Consider the following 25,071-nt stretch of genomic DNA (forward strand, 5'->3'; position numbering starts at 1 on the left):
TTGGATAGGAGTGGTTGGAAAATGAAGCTCGTGATCGTGAAAGATTACGCGGAGCTCAGCAGAAAAGCTGCTGAAATGCTCGTAAGCGAAGTAAAAGCAAATCCGAAGACCGTCTTTGGTCTCGCAACCGGAGGCACGCCAGTAGGGATGTACCGTGAGCTGATCAAGCTCTCGCAGGCGGAGAGCATCGATTTTTCGCAAGCGAGCAGCTTTAATCTGGATGAATACGTCGGACTTTCCTCCGCTCATCCGCAAAGCTATCGCTCGTATATGCAAGAAAACTTGTTCAATCACATCAACATTTCTGCTGAGAAAACACGTGTGCCAGTTGGAAATACGACAGACCATTTGGCAGAGTGTGCACGCTATGAGGAAGCGATTCGTTTGGCGGGCGGGATCGACATACAGGTGCTGGGGATCGGCAATAACGGTCATATTGGCTTCAACGAGCCTGGCTCCTCTGCCGACTCTGTGACACGTGTTGTCCAGCTCACTGACAGTACGATTGAAGCAAACGCCCGCTATTTTGATAGTGCGGACCAGGTTCCGACTCAGGCCGTTTCCATGGGGATCAAGACGATTCTTGGTACTAAAAAAGTCGTGCTTCTCGCAAGTGGAGAGGCAAAGGCAGAGGCAGTGCGATTGATGCTGGCGGGTGAGCCTACGGCAGATGTACCAGCCTCCTTATTGCAATTGCATTCGAATGTAACAGTCATTGTGGATCAGGGAGCAGCGAGCAAGCTGACAACCTCCGTACTGGCAGGAACGAAACCAAGCGGCAGCTAATGCACCGCTTGGTTTTCATTTTTCTTGTTCACCAATCTGTTCCGAATACGCACTAGTTCCTTATGCTATACTGGGAATGTTGCAAGAAGGTCACCAGATTTTTCAAGGGAGCTGATTTAGAATGAGCGCAAACGAAGCGTTGCTTACATTAGAAGGTTGGTATACGTATCATAATTTCCGCACCATCAATTGGGAAAAGTGGAAAGCAGCATCCGCAGCAGAACGCCAAGAAGCGTTGGACGAGCTGAATGCATTGATCCGTACATGGGAAGCGAATGAAGCCGAGAACCAAGGCAGCACGGCTGTCTATTCCATCCTTGGACACAAAGCAGACCTCGTGTTCATGTTCCTGCGTCCAACTATGCAAGAACTCGATGAGATCAAAACAGCGTTCAATAAAACCCGCTTTGCTGCCTATACAGAAGCTCCTTATTCGTATGTATCCGTAGTAGAGCTGAGCAACTATGTACATAACCCAGGTGAAGATCCAAAAGCGAATCCGCACGTGCGTGACCGTCTGTATCCGATCCTGCCAAAATGGGAGCACATTTGCTTCTATCCAATGAACAAAAAGCGTGATCTGCAAGACAACTGGTACATGCTCTCCATGCAGGAGCGCCAAGAAATGATGCGCTCCCACGGCTTGATCGGTCGCTCCTACGCTGGCCGCGTGAAGCAAATCATCGGTGGCTCCGTTGGTTTCGACGATTGGGAGTGGGGCGTGACCCTGTTTGCCAACGATCCGCTGGAATTCAAGCATATCGTTTACGAAATGCGCTTTGACGAAGTGAGTGCGCGCTTCGGTGAATTCGGCAACTTCCTCGTAGGTAACGTATTGAACGTAGAAACATTGGCGAAAAAGCTGGAAGTATAATCAATAAGCCCAAAAAATCCGCTGTGCGAGATCGTCGCATTGGCGGATTTTTTTATTTGAGCCTTTGTTATTCAGAAATGGTAAAATTAGGTTGTTTGGAATTGGAGAGGAGAGGTTGATTTGTGTTAAAACGTACTACATCATGGGGTTTTTCACTCGGCGTGTCGTCTGCCATTTTGATGACGACTGTATTCGCCTCAGTAGGGGAAGAAAGTTTGACGACAGTCGTACATGCAGCAGCCGAGAAGACACTTTCGGAGGAAGAGGCAATCGCGCTTGCCAAGAAGCAGTTGATGCTTTCTGGTGAGTACAAGCTGGAAATGGCCAAATTAGAAGACAGCTATGAACATTTATGGCAAAAAGCAATGTGGAATAGTATCTGGAATAAAAAAGATGGTGGATCGATTTATGTGCAGCAGGACGCAAAAACAGGTACCATATGGAATTATACATATCCTGTAGCAGAAGAAGACTTGGGTAGCAATGAAAAGAAGCTTACAGAAGATCAGACCATCCAGGTGGCAACTCAATTTCTTGAACGAGTAGCGACAGAAGAAGAACGGAGCCGTTTATCAAAGCCTAATGAATATCCTGATCCGTATGTTAACTATTATTCTGCTAAAAAAGGAACCATTGTAAACTTTACCCGTATCGAAAACGGGATTCCTTTTCTGGAAAATGGGTTTCGATTCAGAGTGGGCAGCAATGGGGAAGTGATCGGTTTTGAGCGGCATTGGTCTGAGGGGAAACTTCCAGATGCTTCGAAAGTTATAGATATAACGGAAGCTAAGAAGAAGTGGGATGCAGAAGTGATTCCATCATTTTTGTACAAGGATATGGCGTCCCGATTGCGTAATGAACCTGAATCTTACCAGCTGGTTTATGATTTCCAGAAAATCGACCCGCAGTTTGTCGATGCCATCACAGGAAAAATGCTCGATTCTTACGGACAGGTTGCCAAAGAAAGGAAGATACAACCTTTAGGGAAAACAGTTCCTCCATCCACCGTAGAAAGAAAGCTCATTACAAAAGACGAGGCGCAAAAAATAGCAGAGCAACAGCTCAAAAAGCTCCCAGGTACATACCGTTCGAATGGCAGGATCACTGAATCAGACTCAGGATCTGATGAAATGAGCTGGTATTTCGAGTTTATTTCGCAACCAGGGGATGGTGAAAAGTCAGATACTGTAATAATAGCGATTGACGTCCGTGGACATTTAGTCGATTACAGTGTGAATGCAAAAATCAGGTTCTACGAAGAGAGCAAGAAAATAGTAAAGGGTATTACCTGGGAACAAGCACAAGAGAGTGCACGAAAATTCGTACAAACATTCTACCCCGATCAGTTAGGGAAAATTTATGCAGTCGACTACGCTCCCAGTGAGGAAAGGATCAAACAAATCTGGGAAAATGATGAACCGTATGAGATCGAATTTGGCTATCTGATCAACGGCGTACCGGCAGGCGATGCCAGCAGTATCTTTCATGTCTATGTCGACGCTGAGACAGGGGAAGTAGTGGGTCTGTATAACCATTTTTATAACCATGGACCTTCGGGTGATTCATCTCTTCCTCCCAAAAATGAAGATAGTATCGATGTGAATACGGCGAAAAAAGTCGTGAAAGAGAACAAGAAGCTCATGCTCACCTACTTTCAACCAAAAGTTGATGGGAGTTATGGAAGAGATAAAATGCTTGAACAGCCACTACTCGTCTATCGTTATATTGGAGAGAAAGGTCTCGTCAAAGCAGATGGCAAGTGGCACAGCTTCGCCGAGGAGCACAAACAGGATTAGATGCCTTTGAAAATTTACGAACTCTTGTCTTTGGTTCCCGGACACTTTTTGTTAAAGTAAACAGGAAAGCATTTTTGACAGCGGAGGGGAACAAGACTGGGCTTTCTCAAGTTTAAAATTGGTTATCGTACGTTAAAAACAGCCATTGGAACGGCTATCTCGATTCTGATCGCCCAGCAGCTAGGCTTGATGTATGCGTCTTCTGCGGGGATCATTACGATCTTGTGTATTCAGGTGACGGTCAAGCAATCGTTTCGAACAGCGTGGAATCGAATTCTGGCCAGCTTATTGGGGCTTGGAATTGGGGTCTGCCTGTTCTCCATCATGGGCTATACGCCGCTTGCCATTCTCCTTTTCATTTTGCTGTTCTTGCCGCTCGCGGTGCGATTTAGCATTCAGGAAGGCTTCGTCAACAGCATGGTTGTACTCATGCATCTGTATTCTTCCAAGAGAATTGACGGGATGCTACTGCTGAACGAGGTCGCTTTGCTCGTCATCGGTGTGGGTGTAGCCTTATTGGTCAATCTGTACATGCCGAGCCTCGATAAAGAGCTAAAAGGGATGCAAGTAAAGGTGGAGAAGCTGTTCAGCAAAATCATGCGAGAGTTCTGCTACTATTTGCGTCACGGAGAAAGTGATTGGGACGGGAAAGAGCTGATCGAAACAGCAGGCGTGCTGGAAACGGCGATTCGTTTAGCTTCGCGAGACGTGGACAATCGATTGGGCCGTCGTAACGATTCGTACTACGAGTATTTTGTGATGCGGCAAAAGCAGTTCGAGCTATTGGAACGGATGATGCCGATTGTCTCTTCCTTGGACAACCAGGTAGCAGAGAGTCATCGAATCGCAGATTTTCTTGCGCGAATCAGCGACTCGGTGCATCCGGGCAATACCGCCTATCGGTTTATCGACCAACTGCGCGTGATGCAAGAGGAGATCAAGGCAGCAGATTTGCCGCGAACACGAGAGGAATTTGAGACGCGTGCCTCGCTGTTCTACCTTCTTCGAGAGATTGAGAGCTATTTGTTCATCAAGCATGAGCTAGGCAAAAACAGGGACGAAAAGGCTCAAGCGGCGAAGAGTTAGAAAAGCAAGGGTACGTAACTATGAAAGAATTGTAGAATATCGAGGGAAGGGCTGCGAATACTTTTCGCAGTCTTTTTTTGTTTTTCGGTAAAAATCCCGATCGATCAGTGGGGATCCGGGAATGCTGCTTCTCCAAGTCAATTGCGCAGTGGAAAACAAAGGGGACCTGTGATTAGCTACAGGTCCCTTCCATCTTTATCGTGACGAAAATCAGTACTCACCGTGCTCCCGCAAGCTGGCTACAGGAACGCTCATTTCCTGATCCGGCTGGTTGAGCGGGTAAATCCTCGCCATGTCGTTGTCATCATCGATGTGCTGGATGTATACGGGTATTCCATCGCAGGTAACATTCGCCATAACGGGTGAAGCGGCGATTTCTTTCGCGCGCTGATTATTCATGTCGACTCCTCCTGTCATTCGTAACAGCTATAATATGTACGTCAGCCCAGCGTGGTATACTTTTTACGCCTGTTGACATTCCCTAAAATATGTAATAAATTGAGAGAGAAATTACTACGAAGTCGTACTAAAAGGAGTCACCGGTATGCAGCAACTATACGACCTCTTTCTGAAAACCGGTTTGCGTCCGTTCGCCTTTATGTCCGATACGATGCAGCTAGAAGAAAAACTGACTCGCTCCGATTTGTCGACACTCCTCATATTGCTGTTCCGCGGAGATTTGACCATGTCAGCGCTGGCGCAAGAGATGGGGGCGCCGCTTAGTTCGATGACCAGCATCGCGAAACGGCTTGAACGCAAAGGATACATCGCGAGGGCTACCTCTGTCGAGGATCAACGGGTGAAGCTCGTCACGCTGACACAACCAGGCAAACAGCTCGCAAAAGAATCGGAGCAAATCATGCTGGCGATGCTGGGCAGGCTTCAGGAGGCATTTACGCCGGAAGAAATGGAGCAATTCACCACCCTTTTATTAAAGGCAGCCAAGGTATTTCAGGATGGAGGCCCTGTCAAGCCTCGTGAAACAAAGGTTCGTTCCATCAAGATCAACATTGAGGAATAGTCCGTTCGAGCCTGCTTCTTTTTTTGTCTAATTACTACGAAATCGTATTAAATGGGTCGTGAAGGAGAGATTCGAGATGAGAATCATCATTTACACCGGAAAAGGCGGAGTTGGGAAGACGAGTGTTGCAGCGGCAACGGCAGTCAAGCTGGCAAAGCAGGGAAAGAGGACGCTCGTACTTAGTACGGATGCCGCACACAGTTTGGCAGATTCATTGGGGACTGTGATCGGACCAGACCCCGTACCAATCAGCGAAAATTTATGGGGCCAGGAAGTAAACAGCTTGCGGGAAACAGAGCGCAACTGGGGGTCAGTTCAAGGATGGCTGACAACACTGCTCGACAAAGCTCAACTGACAGATATTACAACAGAGGAGATGCTCGTTTTTCCTGGTATGGAAGAATTGTTTAGTTTGTTGCAGATCAAAGAGCATGCAATGAGTGGGCAGTTCGACGTCCTGGTAGTGGATTGTGCTCCGACCGGGGAAACACTGCGGCTGCTCAGTTATCCCAACGTATTGAATTGGTGGTTGGAGAAAATTTTTCCGACCGAGCGGAAGTTGATCAAACTCTTTCGCCCAGTGGCCAAGATTGTCAACAAAGTGGAGCTTCCTTCCGATGATGTGCTGGACAGCGTAGAGCAACTCGCACGAGGGCTGGAGGAAATGCAACGCATTGTTTTGGACCCGGAAATCACATCAGTGAGGATCGTCGTAAACCCAGAGAAAATGGTGCTTGCGGAAGCAAAGCGCTCGTTCACGTACTTGAATCTGTTCGGGTTCAATACGGATGCCGTCATCGTGAATCGGGTGCTTCCGGATGAAGCGGGAGAGGGATTTTTTGCCCACTGGCGAGAGCTGCAACGGAAGTATGAGAACGAAATCGTGGAAAACTTTCAGCCGCTGCCGATTTTAAAAGCACCGATGATGCCAAAAGAAGTGATTGGGCTTCCTGTTCTGGAAGAATTGGCTGATATCGTTTATGGAACAGAAGACCCATCGGCGATGTTTTATCGGGGCAGAACGGAATTGATTCGGGAAGTGGACGGCGAGCTTCATTTGGAGCTGATGATTCCTTTTGTGGATAAAGCAGCCTTGGATTTAACGCAAACAGGGGATGAATTGACCGTAAATGCGGGTGCCTACAAGCGAAAAGTCATCTTGCCACGAGTATTAATGGGACGACAGGTTACGGGAGCGAAATATGTGGAAGATCGGCTGATGATTCGTTTTGGCGCAAGGGAAGGGGCTGACCAGGGTTGAGGCGTACCGGATTGAACATGGTGCTGACGATTATCGGGAACATGGAACAGCACGGAACCGAGCGACATATGAAAAATGCCTGCAAAGAATGGCTGCTCGCATCGCGGTCCGTGATAGATAGCGTGATCGATGCGTTACAGGATGAACAGGAACGTCCGAGAGCTCACAAGATCAACATTTCCAAGGAATAGGCCAATTTGAGAGGAGAGAAATGCCATGGTAAGTGGGATCAAGCGCCAAATGGGTTTCACTCTCATCCTGACAGGACTGCTGCATACGGTTGTCGGACTCTTTTTCTACGCGGAGCCACTTCAGCAGATCGTCGCAAACGGCTTTTGGAATGCGGTAGGGCAAGAGGAAGATGCTGCTTTCTGGTTTATGATGTGGGGCTTCTTGCTGGTTTTGCTCGGATATATGGCTGATTGGCTGATGAAAAAGAAGGAAATGGAGCCGCCGGCTGTCTTCGGGTGGACGATACTTGGGATATGCGTGGTCGGGGCGATTGCCATGCCTGTTTCGGGCTTTTGGCTCGGTCTACCACAGGCTGGCATCCTGCTGCGCAAGTGATGTAAGAAATTTGCGGATAGGTAGATGGTTCAGATAAAATGAATGTAACCATTTTCCATATGTTTCAATATCCGAGGATGGGATTGTTTATAAAAGAAAGATGGGGATAACACGATGGAGCACATATATGACGTCCAAACCTTGATCAAAGAATCTCAGAGGACCAAAGTGAAATACTTGTTCTTTTGGGGACATACACAGAAAGAGTCAGGCAGTATCGATAAATCTTGCTTCAGCCAATGGTATCCGGCGGCTTTTGTAGAGGATGGTATCACGTACCTGACCGCGGAGCATTACATGATGGCGAAAAAGGCTGAGTTGTTCGGTGATCTTGCCATCCGTGATCAAATAATCAGGAAAAGCCATCCAAAACAAGCGAAGGAATTGGGACGAAAAGTTCATTCCTTTGACGAGGCAGTGTGGAATGCGAACAAGACGGCGATCGTACGTCAGGCAAACCTATTAAAATTCAGCCAGCATGCCGATTTGCAAGCGTTCCTCTTGGATACAGGCGACCGCATTATTGTAGAAGCGAGTCCTTATGATCGGATATGGGGAATCGGGATGGCCCAGGATCATCCGCATGCGGAACAGCCTGAAAAGTGGCGGGGAGAAAATTTGCTCGGTTTTGCATTGATGGCAGTCAGGGAGCAACTGCGTTCGTGATCCAGATTACTAAAATCGGAGAAGAACCCGTCGAGCAGGTTCCCTATCTAGCAGCGGGTGCGAGTGGCAAAGGTGTTGTTCCGAGCAGGTTGCCCATCTATTTTGGGGAGATGGCGAACATTCCTGACGCTTACGATGCGATCATCATTACTTCCGATCTGCAAGGGGTGATAGAGTCTCGGCACGGTCAGCAAGTACTGCTCGGGGAGGAGTTGCCTGAGATGGTTTCGCTGTTACTCCAAATCGAAAAGCCATCCTTTCCACAGGAACGCGTTCTCGTCTTGCTATGTGGAGACTTGTATGCCGACCCATGGAAACGAGGAAGTAGCGGCGATCCCTCACCTGTTTGGCAGGCTTTTCAACGTGAGTTCGGGCAGCCTTCACTGAATCTGCAAGGCTTGCCTGAAATTCGGGAGTGCTTGCAGCAGTATCCTCCCGTACTCGTCTGCTGTGGTCATGTACACTGGGAGCGGTCTTGGATCGAGCTTGCCCAAGGGACACAAGTGTTGAATACGGATGGGAAGCTATTTGTCTTTACGCGAAAAAGTGGTTGAGCAGACGTTGCGCTGCTAACCACTTTTTTTGTTACTGAACGGAAAATGCATTTTTTACCTGATCAAGCGACATCACCATCTTCCCATACAGCTTGCCGTCCGGAGTTGCGGGGTCATACGGATTGGACTGAGGCAAGGAGGCAACGTAGACGAGCCCATGCGTTTGTGCCAGTACATCCCCCAGCGGCGGTCCTTCCAATTTGGACAAGTGATTCCAATGTGGTACCGTCATGACAAAAATGGTGAGGAGTGAGGACTGATCCTCCTTTCGTTGATTGGGAGCGAACATAAAATGCGCTTCGTATTTCGTCGGCACATCCAGCTTGCCCTCCAGTGGCTGTTGGCGAGGGGGACGCTTAGTCATCGATGAGAACTCCTCCACGATGTAATTTCCTGTCCAAGAGGGAGGGATGGTAAACGTAAATGTCTCGGTGATCGGGATCGGCACCGTGAACTGATTGTTTATGGTTCGACCTTTGATCTCATCGGTTGTCGGTCTTTTGACTTCCCGCTCAGGGTCAGATGGAGCCGCTTGCTGTGGCGGTGGTACTGCTTGTGGACCTGGCAGCGAACAGGCGGAGAGCAGAAAAATGAGGATGAGTCCTACATAGAAGTACGTTGCTACTTTCATCACGGTCCTCCTTGATGTATAAAACACTCCCGTTTATTCATTCCACGGGAGAAGGAAAACTATTCCATAGTCCTATCGTGAATATTTATTCAATAAAACATATTTTTCTTGAATATCAGAAAATATATAATTATAATTTAAATCAGAAATCATTTCCGGTATTCGGAAAAGTTGATACGCAATTCATCCGGGAGATAAATGGGGGATAGCAGGATGATTGAGGTTAAGCAGCTTGTCAAATCTTTTGGCCCGTTAACCGTGTTGAAGGGCGTTACGCTCACGGTGGAAGAAAAGGAAGTTGTCGTCTTGCTTGGAGCCAGCGGTTCAGGCAAAAGTACTTTGCTTAGATGTTTGAATTTTCTGGAACTTTATGACGGCGGAGAGATTCGAATCAGCGGTCAGCAGATTGATCCGCACAAGACGAATCTGAATCAGTTCCGCGCCGAGGTCGGCATGGTTTTTCAGCACTTCAATCTGTTTCCGCACAAGACTGTTTTGGAAAACTTGATCGAGGCACCTGTTCATGTCAAAGGGATGAATGCAGCAGACGCAAAGCAATTGGCAATGGAGCTTTTGAAAAAAGTGAATATGCAGGATAAGGCCGATGTCTACCCGGACATGCTCTCCGGTGGACAAAAGCAGCGTGTTGCCATCGCCCGAGCACTTGCGATGAAACCAAAAATTATGCTGTTTGATGAGCCTACCTCTGCTCTCGATCCCGAGCTCGTCGGTGAAGTGCTGCAGGTTATGAAGCAGCTCGCTAAGGAAGGAATGACAATGATCGTTGTTACGCATGAGATGGGATTCGCTCGTGAAGTAGCAGATCGGGCGGTGTTCATGCACGATGGGCAAATCCTGGAGCAGGGACCGCCGAGTGAATTCTTTGAAAATCCGCAGCATGAGCGTACCAAGCAGTTCTTAGGTAGCATCCGTTAAAATCCGCTAAATCTAAATAATATAGAGATGAAAAACAGGGGGAATCACCAATGAAAAAACGTGCAAAATGGTCCGGAATTTTGTTGTCCACTGTTCTAATGGGCTCGTTGCTACTCTCGGCTTGTGGATCGCAGGCAAGCGCACCAGCAGCAGGTGGACAAGCTTCTGGAGACGGTGGAAAGAAAGATTTTACGTACGCGATGAGTGGCGTGTACAAGCCGTTTAGCTTCAAGGAAAACGGGCAACTGACTGGCTTTGACGTAGAGATCGGACAAGCGCTGGCTGAAAAAATGGGCATGAACGCAGTACCGATCACCAATCCATTCGAAACGATCATCCCGGGTCTAGACGCGAAAAAATACGACGCTGTCATCGGGAGCTTGACGGTAACACCTGAGCGTCAAAAAGCCGTTTTGTTCACCAATCCATACTACCGCTCAGGCTCGCAAATTTTCGTGCAAGAGGGAAATACAACGGTCAAGAGCAAGGAAGATTTGAAGGGCAAGAAGATCGGCGTAGTGAAAGCATCCAACTACTTGGATTGGGCGAAAAAGCTGACCGATGAAGACAAGATCACCCAGTATGACAGCGATATTACAGCATTGCTCGACTTGCCGACAGGCCGTCTCGATGCAGTCATTACCGATCAGGTAGTAGGCTTGCGATTCATTAAAGAAGGTGGCGGCAAAGTGATTGACGTAGGCGAACCGCTCAGCTTTGACGAGCAAGCAATTGCTGTACGCTTGGGTGACCAGGAGGCAGTGGAGCGGATCAACAAGGCATTGGACGAGATCGTCAAAGACGGCACCTATGAGAAGATCAGCCAAAAATGGTTTGGCCGCAATATCCTGCAAAAACAGTAAGTGGGCAACGGGGTGTCCGTGTTGGACGCCCCACTTTTAACGCTTCATGTGAGGAGGATTGCACGTGGTTATTGATATTTTTCTGTCCAGTTATCCCCTTTTTCTAAAAGCGACATGGCTCACGATACAGTTGACGGCAGTTGCCTTGATGCTCGGTTGTGTAGTAGGTCTGGTCATTGCCTTTTTTCGGATATCCGATTCCAAAGTATTGAACTACATCGCACACGTTTACATTACCGTCATTCGCGGAACGCCATTGATCGTGCAAATTTGTATTCTGTACTTCGGCTTGGCGAATATGGTCACGCTGTCGCAGTTTTGGGCAGGGGCCATCGCGCTGGCAGTTCATAATGGTGCGTATATTGCAGAAATCTTCCGAGGAGCCATCCAGTCAATCGACCGTGGGCAGATGGAGGCGTCCCGATCACTCGGAATGTCGTACCCGTTGGCCATGCGCCGAATCATTTTGCCGCAGGCGTTCCGTCGGGCGATCCCATCGCTTGGCAATCAGTTTATTATCGGGCTGAAGGATTCGTCGTTGGTCGCATACGTAGGGATGCAGGATTTATGGGGAACCGGACTTGGTGAAGCAGCTTCCAACTACAAGCAGCTGGAGACGTACATGGTCGTCGGTTTGTATTATCTCGTGCTGATCATGATCTTCTCGTATTTCGTGAATAAGCTGGAAGCAAGGCTTGCCAGAGGGAAAGCCCCCAATAAACAAGCGAAAGATAACACGAGTGTTGCAGCGTAACTCTTTGTTATGGAGGACGAAAGAAGAATGGTTCAATCAGTCGAACGGGCGATGAAAATAATCAGGGTGCTGATATCAGACGAAAAACCTGCTTGGCCTATTTCGGAGCTAGCGAGTGCAACGGGTCTACCAATCAGCACGCTCCACCGTTTTCTCGAATCGATGATCCAGTTCGGATTGGTTGAGCAAGACTCAGTCACCAAGCATTACAAGCCGGGCTATACGTGGATGGAAATCGGTTTTATCCTACATGAAAAGCTGAACCTGCGGGCTGTGGCGAGGCCTTTCATGGAGGAGCTGGCGAGTGAAGTCGAGGAGAGCATTTTCCTTAACGTCTTGGCTGGAGCAGATTCAATGCCAATTGAAAAAGTAGAAAGCCCGTTGAAAATTCGCATAGACGAGAACCTGGGGGAGCGGATTCCTCTCACAATCGGCGCCCCCAGCAAAATCATTCTCGCGTATTTGAAGCAGGATGCGATCACAAAAGTCGTTTCAGCTCAGCTTGCACCAGACAAGCAGCCGTCATTTTTGGAGCAGTTGAGTGAAGCCAAGAAAAGTGGCTATGCGATCAGTTACGAGGAGAAGACGGAAGGCACTATGGCAGTCGCCGCTCCGATCATCGGCTACGGAAATCAACTCGTCGGAGCGCTCTCGATCAATGCTCCATGCTTTCGGGTGACAGAAGATCGATTGCCTCTCCTCATTGAAAAAGTGAAGCGTCAGGCTGCGACGATTTCGGCAAGAATCGGCGGAGCATAAGCAAATCCTCCATTCCAGTATCTGTGGGTGGAGGGTTTGCTTTTTTTAATATGAACCATTGGATCTTTCAATTTTTTCGCCATGAAAAACTGTGTTAGTGTGTAAGAAACAGTGGGGAGGGAAGATAGACATGTTTCCATTTCGCGTCATTAATCAGGAAACCACGGAAGATGTGCTGGATATGGCCAGTGTCATCGAAGTGGTAGAGGAAGCCTATCAAATGAAATCGAGTCAGCAGGCGACGTTGTTTCCGCTCATTTTTCATGAGTTCGTAGAGGGTAGGGCCGACATGGATATCAAATCCGGTCATTTGCCCCAAGCGGATATATTTGGACTCAAGCTCGTCTCGTGGTTCGGTGACAATGAGAAGAAAGGTCTGCCACAGCTAGTCGGAACTGTGATGGTATTGGACAGCCAAACCGGCGTACCACAGGGAATTTTGAGTGGAGAGCACATTACTTGCATGCGTACGGGAGCCGCAGGTGGTATCGGTGCAAAATATTTGGCACGCCCTGAATCAGAGAACCTGTTGATAGTAGGGACGGGGCACCAGGCTCCTTTTCAAATCATGGCGACCTTGATGACGATGGAGCAGATCAAGCGGGTGTACATTTGCAATCTGCGGTCCACAGAAAAGGCGCAAAGCTTTGCCGCCCAAATCAAAGATAAGTTGATAACCAAATTCGTCTCCAAGTATAAGGGAGAAGAGTACGAGCGGTATGCAAGCCGTTGTGACGTGGAGTTTATCGCGATGGATAACCTCGAAGAAGCGACAAGGCAAGCAGACATCATCATTACGGCAACCCCTTCACGCGAACCGATGATCCAAGAGGAGTGGGTGAAGCCGGGGACGCATATCACTTGTATCGGGGCAGATATGGAAGGAAAACAGGAGATCGATGAACGGCTTTTTGCAAAAGCGGGCGTCTTTGTGGATGATATCGGGCAGGCAGTACGCGTGGGGGAGACGAAGGTAGCTGTAAAAAAAGGGTTGATAGCAGAGAGCGATATTAAAGCGGAGATTGGCAATGTGATCCTCGGACTTGCAGGTGGAAGACAGAGCACAGGAGAGATCACGATTTTTGATAGCACGGGTATCGCGCTCCAGGATTTGCTGACGGCTAACCACATTTTGAAAGTAGCGGATAAGAGCGGCGTAGGTACGATTGTCGATCTGTAGAAAAGAAAGCTAGAACAAAGGAGAGGAACGACCGATGAGAATTGCACCCTTTAAAGTAGAAGAATGGATGAACGCCTACGAGATGGAGGCCGTTTACAACATTGCCGAAACATGCGTAGATTCGCTGACGGTAGAAGAGTTGATCCGCCTCTCCGATGAACCGGACGATTTTTTCCGCGAGATGGCGCAGAAGAAGCTAACGTACGGTCATATCGAAGGCTCGCCGGAATTCCGTAGCCTCGTCGCGAGTATGTATCAGACGATGAAGCCGGACAACATTTTGGTGATGAATGGGGCGATCGGAGCGAATTTTCTCACCTTGTTCTCGCTCGTCGCACCTGGAGATGAAGTGATTACCGTTCATCCGACGTATCAGCAAATTTATTCAGTACCGGAGTCGTTCGGAGCGCAGGTCAAGCTGCTCAGACTTTTGCCGGAAAATGATTTTCTGCCTGATCTGGAGGAGCTGCGCTCGCTCGTTACAGACAAGACTAAGCTGATCTGTATCAACAATCCAAACAATCCATCTGGTGCTTTGATGGATGAAGGGATTCTGCGAGAAATCGTAGAAATCGCACGTTCCGTCGATGCCTACCTGCTGTGTGACGAGGTGTATCGCCATTTGCACCAAGACCCGGAGGTTGTGGTGCCATCCATCGTCGACTTGTACGAAAAAGGGATCGCGACTAGCAGCATGTCCAAAGTGTTTTCATTGGCGGGCTTGCGTTTGGGATGGATAGCAGCGCCTCAAGACGTCATCAAAAGCTGCTTTACGCACCGCGATTATACCACCATCAGCTGCGGAATGCTGGATGACATGCTGGCTGTCCATGCACTGAAAAACCGCGACAAGATCATGGAGCGCAACCTGAAGATCGTGCGTGACAACCTGCAGATTCTCGATGAGTGGGTAGCGAAGGAGCCGTTGGTCTCTTACGTCAAGCCGCAGGCAGGAACCACCGCGATGCTCAAGTACGAGCTGGATATCCCCTCGGAAGCGTTTTGCATCGACTTGTTTAAAACAACGGGGGCGTTTTTGACACCAGGCAGCTGCTTTGACATGGAAGGCTGGGTACGAATCGGGTACGCCTGCTCGACAGAGGTGCTTCAAGCGGGTCTGGCAAAAGTATCGGAGTTTTTGGATTCACGCAAATAACGGATGAAACGGGAGGGGGAGTGTCCCTTCGGCGAGAGCAAAGGGACACTCCTATCCTGAAATTCTAGCATTCTGGCATTTCTGATCACGATACCGAACTGGGGGGATATCATGAGTCAGCCTAATGTAGATTTGCAGCCGAAAAAACAGAAGAAGCTGTGGGAAGTCAATGTGTTTGCGTTACTTTTTGCCGTGATTGCGATCGCAGTCATTCTGACGTACCTTTTGCCGGCAGGAGAATACGGACGGGTCGAGGTAAATGGTAGAAGCGTCATTGATCCGGGGTCGTTTCAATGGGTCGAATCCTCTCCAGTCAAGCCGCTCGGTCTTGTAAACAGTGTGCATACCGGTTTGGTAGAAGCCTCAGGTATTATCTTTTTTGTTTTGATAATTGGCGGAACATTCGGTATTTTAACGGCGACTGGCGCAATGGAAGCGCTCATTGTCACACTATCGTGTCTGCTTAGGAATCAAGAGAAGTGGCTGATTCCCATCATGATGCTGTTTTTTGCGGCAGGTGGCTCGCTCATGGGGATGGCCGAAGAGACTTTACCCTACATCGCGATCATGATTCCGCTGGCGATTGCTCTTGGTTTTGATGCTATGACTGGCGCTGCCATTGTGCTGGTAGGAGCGTCGGTCGGTTTTACATCTGCACTAATGAATCCGTTTACAGTGGGGGTTGCCCAAGGCATCGCAGAACTGCCCCCTTTTTCGGGAATGGGTTATCGGATTGCTGTTTTTGTCGTGATGTACATCGTATCGACTGCATTCGTCCTGCGGTATGCGTCAAAAGTCAAAAAAGACCGTTCGCAGGGCTTCTTCGGATTGTTCGAAGGGAAAAACACGGCTGAGCTTTTGCGTGAAGATATGAAGTTGACGGCCAGACATAAAGGAATCTTGGCTTGCTTTGTTCTCAACTTTGTCGTGTTGGTCTTTGGTGTCATTCAATATGGCTGGTATCTGACCGAGCTGTCCGGACTCTTTCTGTTGCTGGGCATCATCATCGGAATCGTGGGAAGACTCGGCATCAATGAAATGGTAGACAACTTCATGAAAGGTGCTGCTGGCCTAATTGCCGGGGCCTTGGTCATTGGAGTTGCACGGGCAGTTGTTGTGGTGCTCAATGACGGTCACGTACTGGATACGATTCTTTACTATTCTGCTGGTGTCTTGAATCAATTGCCTAGTGCGCTTACAGCGTTTGGCATGCTCGTCCTCCAAACCGTGATCAGCTTCATTGTTCCGTCCGGCAGTGGAATGGCAGCATTGACCATGCCGATCATGGCGCCTTTGGCAGAATTAGTTGGCGTCACGCGTCAAACCGCGGTTCTTGCCTATCAGTTCGGGGATGGCATATCCAATATCTTCATTCCGACCTCCGGCTATTTCATGGCTGGTTTGGCTTTGGCTGGCATCCCGTGGTTGCGCTGGATGAAATGGATTATGCCGCTGATCCTGATGCAGTACGGGATTGTGACAGTCGCAGTCGTCGTCGCGCAGCTATCCCCACCATCATCCGCGTTTTGACATTGATGAGGATGTCATTCCGACCGCTGTCGAACTATTGATTCAATTAGTGAAAAAATTTTAACAAGGAGGAGTAGTTCATGTCGTTATCCGTATCCTTTCTCGATATTGTAAAAGCTCACAAAAATCTGCAGGGGCAGGTTATCCATACCCCGTTAATCTCAGCACCTGCGCTGTCTGCCATCGCAGATGCTGATGTCTGGATGAAGCTGGAATGCCATCAGAAAACAGGGTCATTCAAGGCGCGCGGTGCGCTTAACAAAATCGCATCCTTGACGGAAGAGGAGCTGGCTCGGGGCGTTATTACCGCTTCAGCAGGCAACCATGCGCAAGGGGTCGCGTATGCGGCTTCGCTTCGAGGTGTGTCGGCCTTGATCGTCGTGCCAAAAACGGCACCGGAGACCAAAAAAGCAGGGATCAAGCGCTACGGTGCGGAGTTGGTCGTGTATGGAGATAGCTATGATGACGCAGAAAGCCATGCCTATGAGCTGGCGAAAGAAACAAGGCGCACGTTCGTTCACGCCTTTGAAGACAATGAGATCATAGCAGGGCAAGGAACGGCAGCGCTGGAGGCTCTTTTGGAAGAGCCGGATTTTGACGTCATTCTCGTACCTGCTGGAGGCGGCGGGTTAATTTGCGGAGTGGCACTCGCAGCAAAGGCAATCAAGCCGGATGTGCAGGTGATTGGGATTCAAACACACGCTTCTCCTCCCTGGTATTATTCGTTCCGCGAAAAGCGCTTGGCGGATGTGGTATACAGTGATTCGCTTGCGGACGGTCTTCATGGGGGAATCACCCAAGGCAACCTGGACTTAGCTCTGCAAATCGTCGATGACTTCCTGCTCGTGGAGGAAGAACACGTTGCCCAAGCGATGAGCTGGCTGGCAAAAGAGCATCATCTGATGGTGGAAGGCTCAGGCGCGGTCGGTGTCGCTGCACTCATGCAAGGAACTGTACCCAAACTGGCAGGGAAAAAGGTGCTGACGATTGTGAGCGGCAGTAATGTAGATGCTGGCAAGCTGGCGGGGATCATAGGGAAGCACGCATAGGGAATCGGTTGAACATAGAGCCACTCTCGGCTACACTTTTTCTAACAGAGTTTGTTCAATAAGTCGTCTTTTTGAACACGCACTTGCACGAAGAAATGGTGTCGTTCGGTGAGGGAGTGGAAAATCAATCATGGAGTTACGCAATCTGAAGACATTTCAGGTCGTTGCCGAGCATTTGAACTTGACGAAGGCTGCAGATCAACTCGGATACAGCCAGCCTACGATTACGCTCCAAATTCAAGCGTTGGAGCGGGAGCTGGGCCATCCTTTGCTCAATCGGGTAGGTAAGCGCACGTTTTTGACACCGGCCGGAAAAATAGTGAAGCAGCATACGGATCAGCTTTTCTACGTTCTCCAGCATATGGCGGAGGGGCTTAATCACTTAGACATGCCTGTAGGCCCGCTGATCGTGGCGGCTCCGGAGTTTTATTGTATCCAATACATGCCCCAAATTTTGAAAGCGTACGTGGAGACTCATCCACAGGTGAATCTGCAGGTGATTTCATGCACCAGTCAGGAGACATTGAAAAAAATTCAAGCCCACGAGGCGGACATTGGGATCATTGCGGGCACCAGCGCACAACCGGGTATCCATTCCAGCGTTGTTGACTTGGAACAATTCACCTTGATTGCTTCTCCTGATTTGATGAAGGAAAAAACACTGGCAGACGCACTCGTGACCTTCCCTTTTTTATCCTATCAGGAGGGGTGCAATCTCGATGAATTTATTACCCAATGTCTGTTGGAGTTAAACTACATCCCACCCTCTGTCATTAAATGCAGCAGCGAGGAAACAATCAAACGGTCAGTCCTGAACCAAACAGGCATAGCCCTGCTCAGTAAGGTTCTAGTCGAAAAAGAGCTTCGAACAGGCGAACTAATCGAGCTGTACCGCTTTTCCAAGAAAGCAGAAACATCGCTAGTCTGTTTGGAACGCCGAAGAGAAGAGCCTGCGATCCAGACCTTCATGGAGCTGGTCAAAGACGTCTGGCTATCCGTAAGAGAAGAGTAGTCATGACAAGGGGCTGTCTAAGAGCGAGGAGGATGCCCGCTACTTTCAACAAGTTATGTGCGATTGCCAGAATTCCGAACTCGACATGGGGGCAAATTGTCTCTTGGAAACAATATTTTCTTCTTGCACCTCTAGAGCGAGGGTTGTTTGCGTGATATAATTTTGATTTCTTTCATTTTACAAGAAGAGACGGTTTTTTGTGTGGAATGGCAATGATATTGTAAAATGACAGAAGGTAAGAGAAATAGGAGATGACAACAAATGAGTAAGCAAGTAAACGAAAAGGAACTCGTTTTGCATTTAGCTACGAAAACAAAAGTAGACCCGCAAAAAATCATGATCGTACTCAAGCATGAGCAAACGTACATGAACAGTGCGAAGGCAGATGCAAAAGGTGATGTCGACGTTGATTTTGATGATCTCGTAGATTACATCATGGGTAAGTCAGATGTGAAGCTGGATGAGATCACCGTCGAGAAGATCCTGGATGTAGAGATGGAATACTTGATTAAAAAAGGAATCGCTGGATACATAGACTAATATAAGACGTCTGGTTATCAGGAAAAGAAGAGTAGTGTTCCAAGCACATTCCCCGTGTAGAGGGTGATGTGCTTTTTTATTCTATTTGAAAACCACAACACAAAAGGGTAAACATTGATAAAAAAACCAAAAAATATCTGAAAGACAGTGGCTGCGGTGGGGAAAAGAATATTTCCAGACTAGGCTCAGTGCTTCGTCCCTCGGGCACGTTGCGTTTTTATTTCCCGCTAATCCCTTCTCCGCTCGGTAGGACTCCCACAAGTCGTGACGTCTGGAAATATTCTTCTCTGACGTAACTGATTACGTTATTTGTTCTTTTAAGGCTTTAGAAAACTGAATAACACTGAAAGCTCGTAGAGGAAAAAGGAGAAAACAGCGAAGATCTTAGGGACACCGACCGAGACGGAATGCAAAAAGCGAAACACGATCTTAAGCGTCCACCTCTGAAACACAACTTGAATGGACCACTTTGGACGCGGTTTCGCTTTTTGCATGGAGTCGGGCAGTGAATCCCCCAGCGGGTGGGACAAGAAGCTGAGCGTTTTCTCCTGTTTCCTCTCCACCACAACAGCGTGACGACTTAATTTTTAGTATTTTTCAACAAGGGATATATACACTAAAAAATCCAAAAAATATCTGAAAGACAAATGTAAATTGTTTGACTATTGAGAGTGGCCATGTCTATAATTTGGTTATCTTTGTTAGTAATGTTAACTAACTGTGTGGCGGTGATCGATGAAGCGTGCAAGCTCCCAAAAAAACAGGTAACAGCAAACTCGTGAAAAAACTGAATAAAGAAGAAGTATTGCAGCAAGTCGTCCAGCACGGTCAAATTTCTCGTGCTGATATCTCCAAACAAACACAGCTCAGCCGTCCGTGTGTTTCCGCCCTCGTGGATGAAATGATCCAGGAAGGACTCCTGCAAGAAGTAGGAATGGGCGATTCCAAAGGCGGCCGCAAGCCGATTTTGTTGGAGTACAACTACCAAGCGTACGCCATTGCGGGCGCAATTTTTGAAGGATCTACCCTGGACATGGCCATCGCGGATATGAAGGGTGAGTTCTTGGCTCGCTATCGCAAACGACTGGCACAACCAGCGAATGGTGAAACTGTCATCGAAGATTTGGCAGCCGGATTGGATCGCTTGCTGCGTGAAAGCGGCATCCCGCGAGAACGACTGCTCGGCATGGGCGTCGGCTTGCAAGGGGTCACACAGCGTGGAAGTGGAACCGTCAGTTTTTCACCCAGCACGGGCTGGATGGGCTCACCTATTCAGCAAACGATCGAAGCGCGACTCGGACTGCCCGTCATTATCGACAATGACGTGAATATGATGACACTGGGTGAGTATGTCCGCGGAGCAGGAGTTGGTCATACCAACGTCGTCTACATGTACGTAGGAACGGGGATTGGGGCAGGGATCATTCTGGATGGACAGTTCTATCGGGGGAGTCGTGAGGCAGCAGGAGAAATCGGCTTCATGATGATCGGCCCGGTACATAATCGCCCGAATGGCGCGTCAGGGGTGTTTGAGACGCATTATTCGATTCCGGGTATCCAAGAGCAGGCAAAGGGATTTCTCTCTGACCTTCAGGAAGGGTCGAGTGTCATAGAAGAGCTGATCCGGCACGCCAAACAACACGCAGAGGCAAAGGAGCTTCTTGCGGATGTGTATCGACATTGGGCGTACGGAATGGCGAACATCATCAGTATTTTGAACCCGGAAATATTGATCCTGAGCGGGGAGATGGTCCACGTCGATGGTGAAGGGGTGAAGCAAATTCACGAATGGCTAAGAGAATGGGTGCCTGAGGTGCCTAATCTCGAAAAAGCGAGTCTGGGGGAGCGAGCTGGTTTGATCGGTGCTGTCCATAGTGTTTTGGAAGCGTTTCCTTTCATACGACTGCTTGACAAAGAGTGAGAAGAACAAGAGGGGGAGTTCGTTTTGAAGAAGACAACTAGCAAGCTGAAAACATGGATGAAGGGCGTATTTGTCAGCTCCTTGGCTCTGACTGTGGCCGCGTGCGGAAGTGGGGGACAGGAAGCAAAGCCTGCCGACAACAACGCAGGTGGCCAATCCGGCACGCAACCTGCTGCTCAACCTGCTGATTCATCGGGTGATCCACAAAGACTGATGATTTACACCGGACGGGACAAAAACATTTTTGAAATCGTGTTGCCAAAATTCGAGGAGAAGTACCCGAACATCGAAGTGGAAACACTCGAAATGGGTGCCCAACAAATTTTGGAGCGCGTTCGTGCAGAGAAGGCGAATCCACAGGCTGACTTCTGGTGGGGCGGTACCCAATCTGCTCTAGCGACAGCCGCCAATGAAGATCTGCTCGAGCCTTACAAACCGACTTTTGCAGATAAGGTTCCGGACTTGTACAAAGATCCGAAAGATCGCTGGTACGGTGAAATGCTCTTGCCAGAGGTCATCATGTACAACTCGCAGGTGTTGAAGCCAGAAGAAGCACCGCAAGATTGGGACGAATTGCTCGACCCGAAATTCAAAGACAAAATCGTGATCCGAAACGTACTGCCGTCCGGCACGATGCGTACCATTTATTCCGCAATGATCTTCCGTCAAGGGGCGGACACTCCTGAAAAAGGTTTTGAATGGCTGACCAAGCTCGATGCCAATACAAAAGAGTACACGCAAGACCCGACAAACCTGTATCTGAAGCTGGATCGTCAAGAGGGCGTCATCTCCTTGTGGAACCTCCAAGACGTTTTGATCCAAAGCAAAAAGAACAACCATCCGTATGACTTCATTTATCCGAAGAGCGGCGCACCGATTCTCGTAGACGGCGTGGCTTTGGTAAAAGGCGCGAAAAACCAGGATGCAGCGAAGAAATTCATGGAATTCTTGATGAGTCCTGAAATTGCTGCTCAATTGGCGAAGGAGCGCTTCCAGTTCCCATCTCGTACAGACATCAGCAAGGACGAATTGCCAGACTTCATGAAAAATCTCGAGCTGAAGCCAATGGAACTCGATTGGGCTGTCATGGCTGAAAAAGAAAAAGAGTGGATGCAGCATTGGGATGAAAACATCAAGGGCAAAGGCAAGAAGTAAGGACGGCGTTTGCCATGTGCTAGGCGGGAAGGAGTTGTCCTTTCCGTCTAGTCACTTATAGAAGTTGTTCCAAAAATGCTGCAGCTTGAAATGACTTGCGATGAAGGAGGAAACACAACCCGATGAGCAGCGTAACACTTGATCACGTTCACAAAAGGTTTGGCCAGGCAAAAGGGGTCGAAGATGTTCACATTCATATCGAAACAGGAGAGTTTTTTACATTTCTCGGTCCGAGTGGCTGCGGCAAAACGACTACCCTGCGCATGATTGCCGGCTTTTATTATCCAACAGAAGGCCATATCCGCTTTGGATCACAGGAGGTTACATCTCTTCCTCCCCATAAGCGCAATACCGGGATGGTATTTCAAAACTACGCGTTGTTCCCGCACATGACTGTTTTTGAAAATATCGCGTTTGGCTTGCAGGTTCGGAAAGTCAACAAAACAGATGCAAAAGAGCGCGTAGAACGGATCATGAAGCTGGTCCGTCTGGAAGGCTATGGCGAACGCCGCATTGATCAGCTTTCTGGGGGACAACAGCAACGGGTAGCACTGGCACGGGCGCTGGTCATCGAGCCGCAGATTCTGCTGTTGGATGAGCCGCTGTCCAATCTAGATGCGAAGCTCCGAGAAGAGACGCGCTTCGAGATCAAGAGACTCCAGCTGGAGCTAGGGATTACGACGATTTACGTCACGCACGATCAGGCGGAAGCGATGTCGATGTCAGACCGGATTATGGTCATGCAGAGCGGCGAAGTTCAGCAGATCGGAACACCGCATGAGATTTACCATCGTCCTGTAAACCGTTTTGTCGCTTCCTTTATTGGCGAGACGAATCTGTGGGAAGGTACGGTTACAGGCTTTGACGGCGATGAAGTGCTGGTTCGCACGGCTTCTGGACAAATGCTCAGCGGATTTAAGACAAATGCCTCTCCACGTGCGCAGCTGTCAGTTGGGGAGAAGGTGACGATGTCCATCCGTCCTGAATCCGTTCTGGAGAGTACAGGCAATGAGGGACAAAATGTAGTGACAGGCTCTGTTGTCATGTCTGAATTTACAGGGGCGTGTGTCAATTACGTCACGGAAGTAGGAACGGAGAGTCTGCGCAGCATGTCCATCAACCTGGGACGACCGATTAAACAGCGCGGCGATGCCATCGGCCTACATATACCGAAAGAGAGCATTTATTTTGCCGGATAAGGGGGAAGAAGCTTTTGAGAGCAGAGTTGCAGCAAGCGCCGACAGCAGCCAGACGAAAGTCCATCACCGCTTCACCCGCCTTCGTCTACGTGCTGATATCGCCACTCTTTTTAATATTGTTGGCATATGTCATATATCCATTGTTCGAAACGTTCGTTGCGAGTATCAAAATCGATGAAGAAATTACGTGGAAAAACTACATTCGCTTCTTCAGCCTGGAGCATACTGCCAACCTGGAAGCGTTGTGGAACAGTATCTACATATCGGTTCTGAGTGTCATTACATGCGGAATTGTCGGTGTCACGATGGCGTTTTTATTGGAGCGCTATGAGTTTCCTGGACGAAAAATTCTTTCGGTGCTGGCTTTGGTTCCGATGGCGTTGCCTCCACTCATTGGCGTTCTCTCGTTTACCTTTTTGTACGGGGAGAGCGGAATCATTCCACGGGCGATCAAAGAGCTGTTCGGGCTTGCCCAGGTTCCTTTCTCGTTAAAAGGAATTTGGGGTGTGGTCGTCGTTCATACGTTTACGATGTACACCTATTTCTTCATGACAGCAACAGCAGCAATCAAAGGACTCGATCCGTCCTTGGAAGAGGCGGCAGCCAGTCTGGGAGCCAATCGCTTCACCGTTTGGCGGCGCATTATTTTGCCGATGCTCACGCCTGCCATGGTCGCGTCTTCTCTGTTGGTTTTCATGATTTCGATGGCTTCTTATACCGCGCCGCTCATTTTCGGAATTGACCGAACGATGACGATGCAAATCTATCTGTCTCGCACCAATGGAGATCTGGACATGGCTGCGACTCAGTCTACGATTCTATCGATTGTTTCTGTTGCCTTTCTTTTGATCATGCGCTGGTACCAAGGCGCGCGTAACTACCAGAACTTGAGCAAAGGGGTCAGCGTGCACCGTACCGAGATCAAAAGCAAAGCGGGACGCTACACTACGATTGTGCTGTCTTTTATCGGTACAGTCATTCTGATGCTGCCAATTCTCGTATTGGTACTCATCTCCTTCTCGGTGGATGGTACCTGGACGGTGCAAATATTACCTCCGGAGTATACTTTGTCGCATTACATGGATTTGTTCACGGATAGCAAGACGTGGCGTCCGATTCTCAACAGCTTGCAACTGTCTGCTATCGCGGTAATCGGGATCATCATTTTCGGTGTAGCCGCGGCTTATGCCATGGTTCGCCTCAAGTTTCGCGGGAAAACACTCCTTGATGTTCTGATCATGCTGCCATGGGCATTGCCAGGGACAGTTGTGGCGATCAACCTGATTGCAGCGTTCAGCGAGCCGAATGCATTCAGCTTTGGACAGGTTTTGATCGGAACATTCTGGATTATCCCGTTGGCGTATTTTGTCCGACATCTTCCACTTGTGTTTCGCTCTACATCCGCGACTTTGATGCAGATGGACCCATCTGTCGAGGAGGCTGCGCGGAATCTGGGTGCTTCCTGGTGGTACAGCTTCAGACGTGTCGTGTTCCCGATGGCTTGGGGCGGCATTCTCGCAGGTACGCTCTTGGCATTCGTCCAGTGTATCGGAGAGTTCGTGGCTTCGATCCTGATCTTCACATCGAAGACGACGCCATTGTCTGTCGCGGTATTCCAACGCATGTACAGTAATGAATTCGGCACCGCTTGCGCTTATGGTGTCTTGCAAATCGTGGTCATCATCATCGTGTTGTTCATCTCCAGAAAATTGACCGGAGATAAAGCGGGAACTGCCGTGTAAAGCTGGATGCCTTCGTGAAAAAGGAGGGGCTTC

The 25,071-nt window shown here is 48.8% G+C and carries 26 protein-coding genes; 24 read left to right on the forward strand and 2 right to left on the reverse strand.

The annotated features are described in order from the left end of the window. The first annotated feature begins 21 nt into the window (after positions 1-21). The 4 genes from nagB (at position 22) to ACFYU8_RS11940 (ending at position 4,542) form a co-directional block, all read left to right on the forward strand. On the forward strand, positions 22-786 hold the full coding sequence (gene nagB / locus ACFYU8_RS11925) for a glucosamine-6-phosphate deaminase (protein ID WP_390298703.1): 765 nt from the start codon (positions 22-24) through the stop codon (positions 784-786). Between the two features lie 121 nt (positions 787-907). Beyond that, complete coding sequence (hemQ, locus tag ACFYU8_RS11930) at positions 908-1,660, forward strand: hydrogen peroxide-dependent heme synthase (protein ID WP_390298706.1); 753 nt, start codon at positions 908-910, stop codon at positions 1,658-1,660. A 122-nt stretch (positions 1,661-1,782) separates the two neighbouring features. Next, positions 1,783-3,456: a YcdB/YcdC domain-containing protein gene (locus ACFYU8_RS11935; RefSeq protein ID WP_390298709.1), complete on the forward strand. Its 1,674-nt coding sequence runs from the start codon at positions 1,783-1,785 to the stop codon at positions 3,454-3,456. 117 nt (positions 3,457-3,573) lie between these two features. Then, the gene (locus ACFYU8_RS11940) at positions 3,574-4,542 is read left to right on the forward strand and encodes an aromatic acid exporter family protein (RefSeq protein ID WP_390299791.1); all 969 of its coding nucleotides are present in this window, start codon (positions 3,574-3,576) and stop codon (positions 4,540-4,542) included. A gap of 210 nt (positions 4,543-4,752) precedes the next feature. On the opposite strand, the gene ACFYU8_RS11945 is transcribed toward ACFYU8_RS11940, so the two are convergent. Next, positions 4,753-4,941: an H-type small acid-soluble spore protein gene (locus ACFYU8_RS11945; RefSeq protein ID WP_390298712.1), complete on the reverse strand. Its 189-nt coding sequence runs from the start codon at positions 4,939-4,941 to the stop codon at positions 4,753-4,755. Between the two features lie 145 nt (positions 4,942-5,086). On the opposite strand from ACFYU8_RS11945, the gene ACFYU8_RS11950 reads away from it, so the two are divergent. The 6 genes from ACFYU8_RS11950 to ACFYU8_RS11975 all read left to right on the forward strand — a co-directional run bounded on the left by ACFYU8_RS11950 (position 5,087) and on the right by ACFYU8_RS11975 (position 8,611). After that, positions 5,087-5,563, forward strand: coding sequence for a MarR family winged helix-turn-helix transcriptional regulator (locus ACFYU8_RS11950; protein WP_390298715.1), 477 nt, complete (start codon positions 5,087-5,089; stop codon positions 5,561-5,563). Positions 5,564-5,639: 76 nt separating this feature from the next. Then, on the forward strand, positions 5,640-6,824 hold the full coding sequence (locus ACFYU8_RS11955; RefSeq protein ID WP_390298718.1) for an ArsA family ATPase: 1,185 nt from the start codon (positions 5,640-5,642) through the stop codon (positions 6,822-6,824). After that, a complete protein-coding gene (locus ACFYU8_RS11960; RefSeq protein WP_390298720.1) occupies positions 6,821-7,015 on the forward strand; it encodes a hypothetical protein in 195 nt (64 codons plus the stop codon). The genes ACFYU8_RS11955 and ACFYU8_RS11960 overlap by 4 nt, the downstream gene beginning before the upstream one ends. A gap of 25 nt (positions 7,016-7,040) precedes the next feature. Then, on the forward strand, positions 7,041-7,391 hold the full coding sequence (locus ACFYU8_RS11965) for a DUF6463 family protein (protein ID WP_390298723.1): 351 nt from the start codon (positions 7,041-7,043) through the stop codon (positions 7,389-7,391). A 114-nt stretch (positions 7,392-7,505) separates the two neighbouring features. After that, positions 7,506-8,057 carry a riboflavin biosynthesis intermediates N-glycosidase gene (locus ACFYU8_RS11970; RefSeq protein WP_390298726.1) on the forward strand — a complete coding sequence of 184 codons (552 nt, stop codon included), beginning with the start codon at positions 7,506-7,508 and terminating at the stop codon, positions 8,055-8,057. After that, positions 8,054-8,611 (forward strand): hypothetical protein, encoded by a 558-nt coding sequence (locus ACFYU8_RS11975; RefSeq protein ID WP_390298729.1) that lies wholly within the window; start codon positions 8,054-8,056, stop codon positions 8,609-8,611. Before ACFYU8_RS11970 ends, ACFYU8_RS11975 begins: the two co-directional genes overlap by 4 nt. A gap of 31 nt (positions 8,612-8,642) precedes the next feature. Here ACFYU8_RS11975 and ACFYU8_RS11980 read toward each other — a convergent pair whose 3' ends face one another. Next, positions 8,643-9,242 (reverse strand): hypothetical protein, encoded by a 600-nt coding sequence (locus tag ACFYU8_RS11980; RefSeq protein ID WP_390298732.1) that lies wholly within the window; start codon positions 9,240-9,242, stop codon positions 8,643-8,645. 213 nt (positions 9,243-9,455) lie between these two features. On the opposite strand from ACFYU8_RS11980, the gene ACFYU8_RS11985 reads away from it, so the two are divergent. The 14 genes from ACFYU8_RS11985 to ACFYU8_RS12050 all read left to right on the forward strand — a co-directional run bounded on the left by ACFYU8_RS11985 (position 9,456) and on the right by ACFYU8_RS12050 (position 25,038). After that, on the forward strand, positions 9,456-10,178 hold the full coding sequence (locus tag ACFYU8_RS11985; protein WP_390298735.1) for an amino acid ABC transporter ATP-binding protein: 723 nt from the start codon (positions 9,456-9,458) through the stop codon (positions 10,176-10,178). 50 nt (positions 10,179-10,228) lie between these two features. Then, positions 10,229-11,041, forward strand: coding sequence for an ABC transporter substrate-binding protein (locus ACFYU8_RS11990; protein WP_390298738.1), 813 nt, complete (start codon positions 10,229-10,231; stop codon positions 11,039-11,041). A gap of 64 nt (positions 11,042-11,105) precedes the next feature. Next, a complete protein-coding gene (locus tag ACFYU8_RS11995; RefSeq protein ID WP_390298741.1) occupies positions 11,106-11,795 on the forward strand; it encodes an amino acid ABC transporter permease in 690 nt (229 codons plus the stop codon). 27 nt (positions 11,796-11,822) lie between these two features. Further along, positions 11,823-12,554 (forward strand): IclR family transcriptional regulator, encoded by a 732-nt coding sequence (locus ACFYU8_RS12000; RefSeq protein ID WP_390298744.1) that lies wholly within the window; start codon positions 11,823-11,825, stop codon positions 12,552-12,554. 130 nt (positions 12,555-12,684) lie between these two features. Continuing rightward, entirely contained in the window at positions 12,685-13,734 is a 1,050-nt protein-coding gene (locus ACFYU8_RS12005) for an ornithine cyclodeaminase family protein (RefSeq protein ID WP_390298747.1), read from the forward strand. Positions 13,735-13,768: 34 nt separating this feature from the next. Beyond that, positions 13,769-14,890, forward strand: a complete 1,122-nt coding sequence (locus ACFYU8_RS12010; protein WP_390298750.1) for an aminotransferase — start codon at positions 13,769-13,771, stop codon at positions 14,888-14,890. 111 nt (positions 14,891-15,001) lie between these two features. Continuing rightward, on the forward strand, positions 15,002-16,420 hold the full coding sequence (locus ACFYU8_RS12015) for a YfcC family protein (protein WP_390298753.1): 1,419 nt from the start codon (positions 15,002-15,004) through the stop codon (positions 16,418-16,420). A gap of 80 nt (positions 16,421-16,500) precedes the next feature. Further along, positions 16,501-17,469 (forward strand): threonine ammonia-lyase, encoded by a 969-nt coding sequence (locus ACFYU8_RS12020; RefSeq protein ID WP_390298756.1) that lies wholly within the window; start codon positions 16,501-16,503, stop codon positions 17,467-17,469. Between the two features lie 130 nt (positions 17,470-17,599). Beyond that, positions 17,600-18,481, forward strand: coding sequence for a LysR family transcriptional regulator (locus tag ACFYU8_RS12025; RefSeq protein ID WP_390298759.1), 882 nt, complete (start codon positions 17,600-17,602; stop codon positions 18,479-18,481). Positions 18,482-18,742: 261 nt separating this feature from the next. Next, entirely contained in the window at positions 18,743-19,021 is a 279-nt protein-coding gene (locus ACFYU8_RS12030; RefSeq protein ID WP_390298762.1) for a hypothetical protein, read from the forward strand. Between the two features lie 742 nt (positions 19,022-19,763). Then, complete coding sequence (locus ACFYU8_RS12035) at positions 19,764-20,942, forward strand: ROK family protein (RefSeq protein ID WP_390298765.1); 1,179 nt, start codon at positions 19,764-19,766, stop codon at positions 20,940-20,942. A 24-nt stretch (positions 20,943-20,966) separates the two neighbouring features. Then, positions 20,967-22,097 carry an extracellular solute-binding protein gene (locus ACFYU8_RS12040; protein WP_390298768.1) on the forward strand — a complete coding sequence of 377 codons (1,131 nt, stop codon included), beginning with the start codon at positions 20,967-20,969 and terminating at the stop codon, positions 22,095-22,097. Between the two features lie 122 nt (positions 22,098-22,219). Beyond that, the gene (locus ACFYU8_RS12045) at positions 22,220-23,296 is read left to right on the forward strand and encodes an ABC transporter ATP-binding protein (RefSeq protein ID WP_390298771.1); all 1,077 of its coding nucleotides are present in this window, start codon (positions 22,220-22,222) and stop codon (positions 23,294-23,296) included. 14 nt (positions 23,297-23,310) lie between these two features. Further along, positions 23,311-25,038, forward strand: coding sequence for an ABC transporter permease (locus ACFYU8_RS12050; RefSeq protein ID WP_390298774.1), 1,728 nt, complete (start codon positions 23,311-23,313; stop codon positions 25,036-25,038). Positions 25,039-25,071: the final 33 nt, after the last annotated feature.

The organism is Brevibacillus sp. NPDC003359 (genome assembly GCF_042878995.1).
GTDB lineage: Bacteria > Bacillota > Bacilli > Brevibacillales > Brevibacillaceae > Brevibacillus.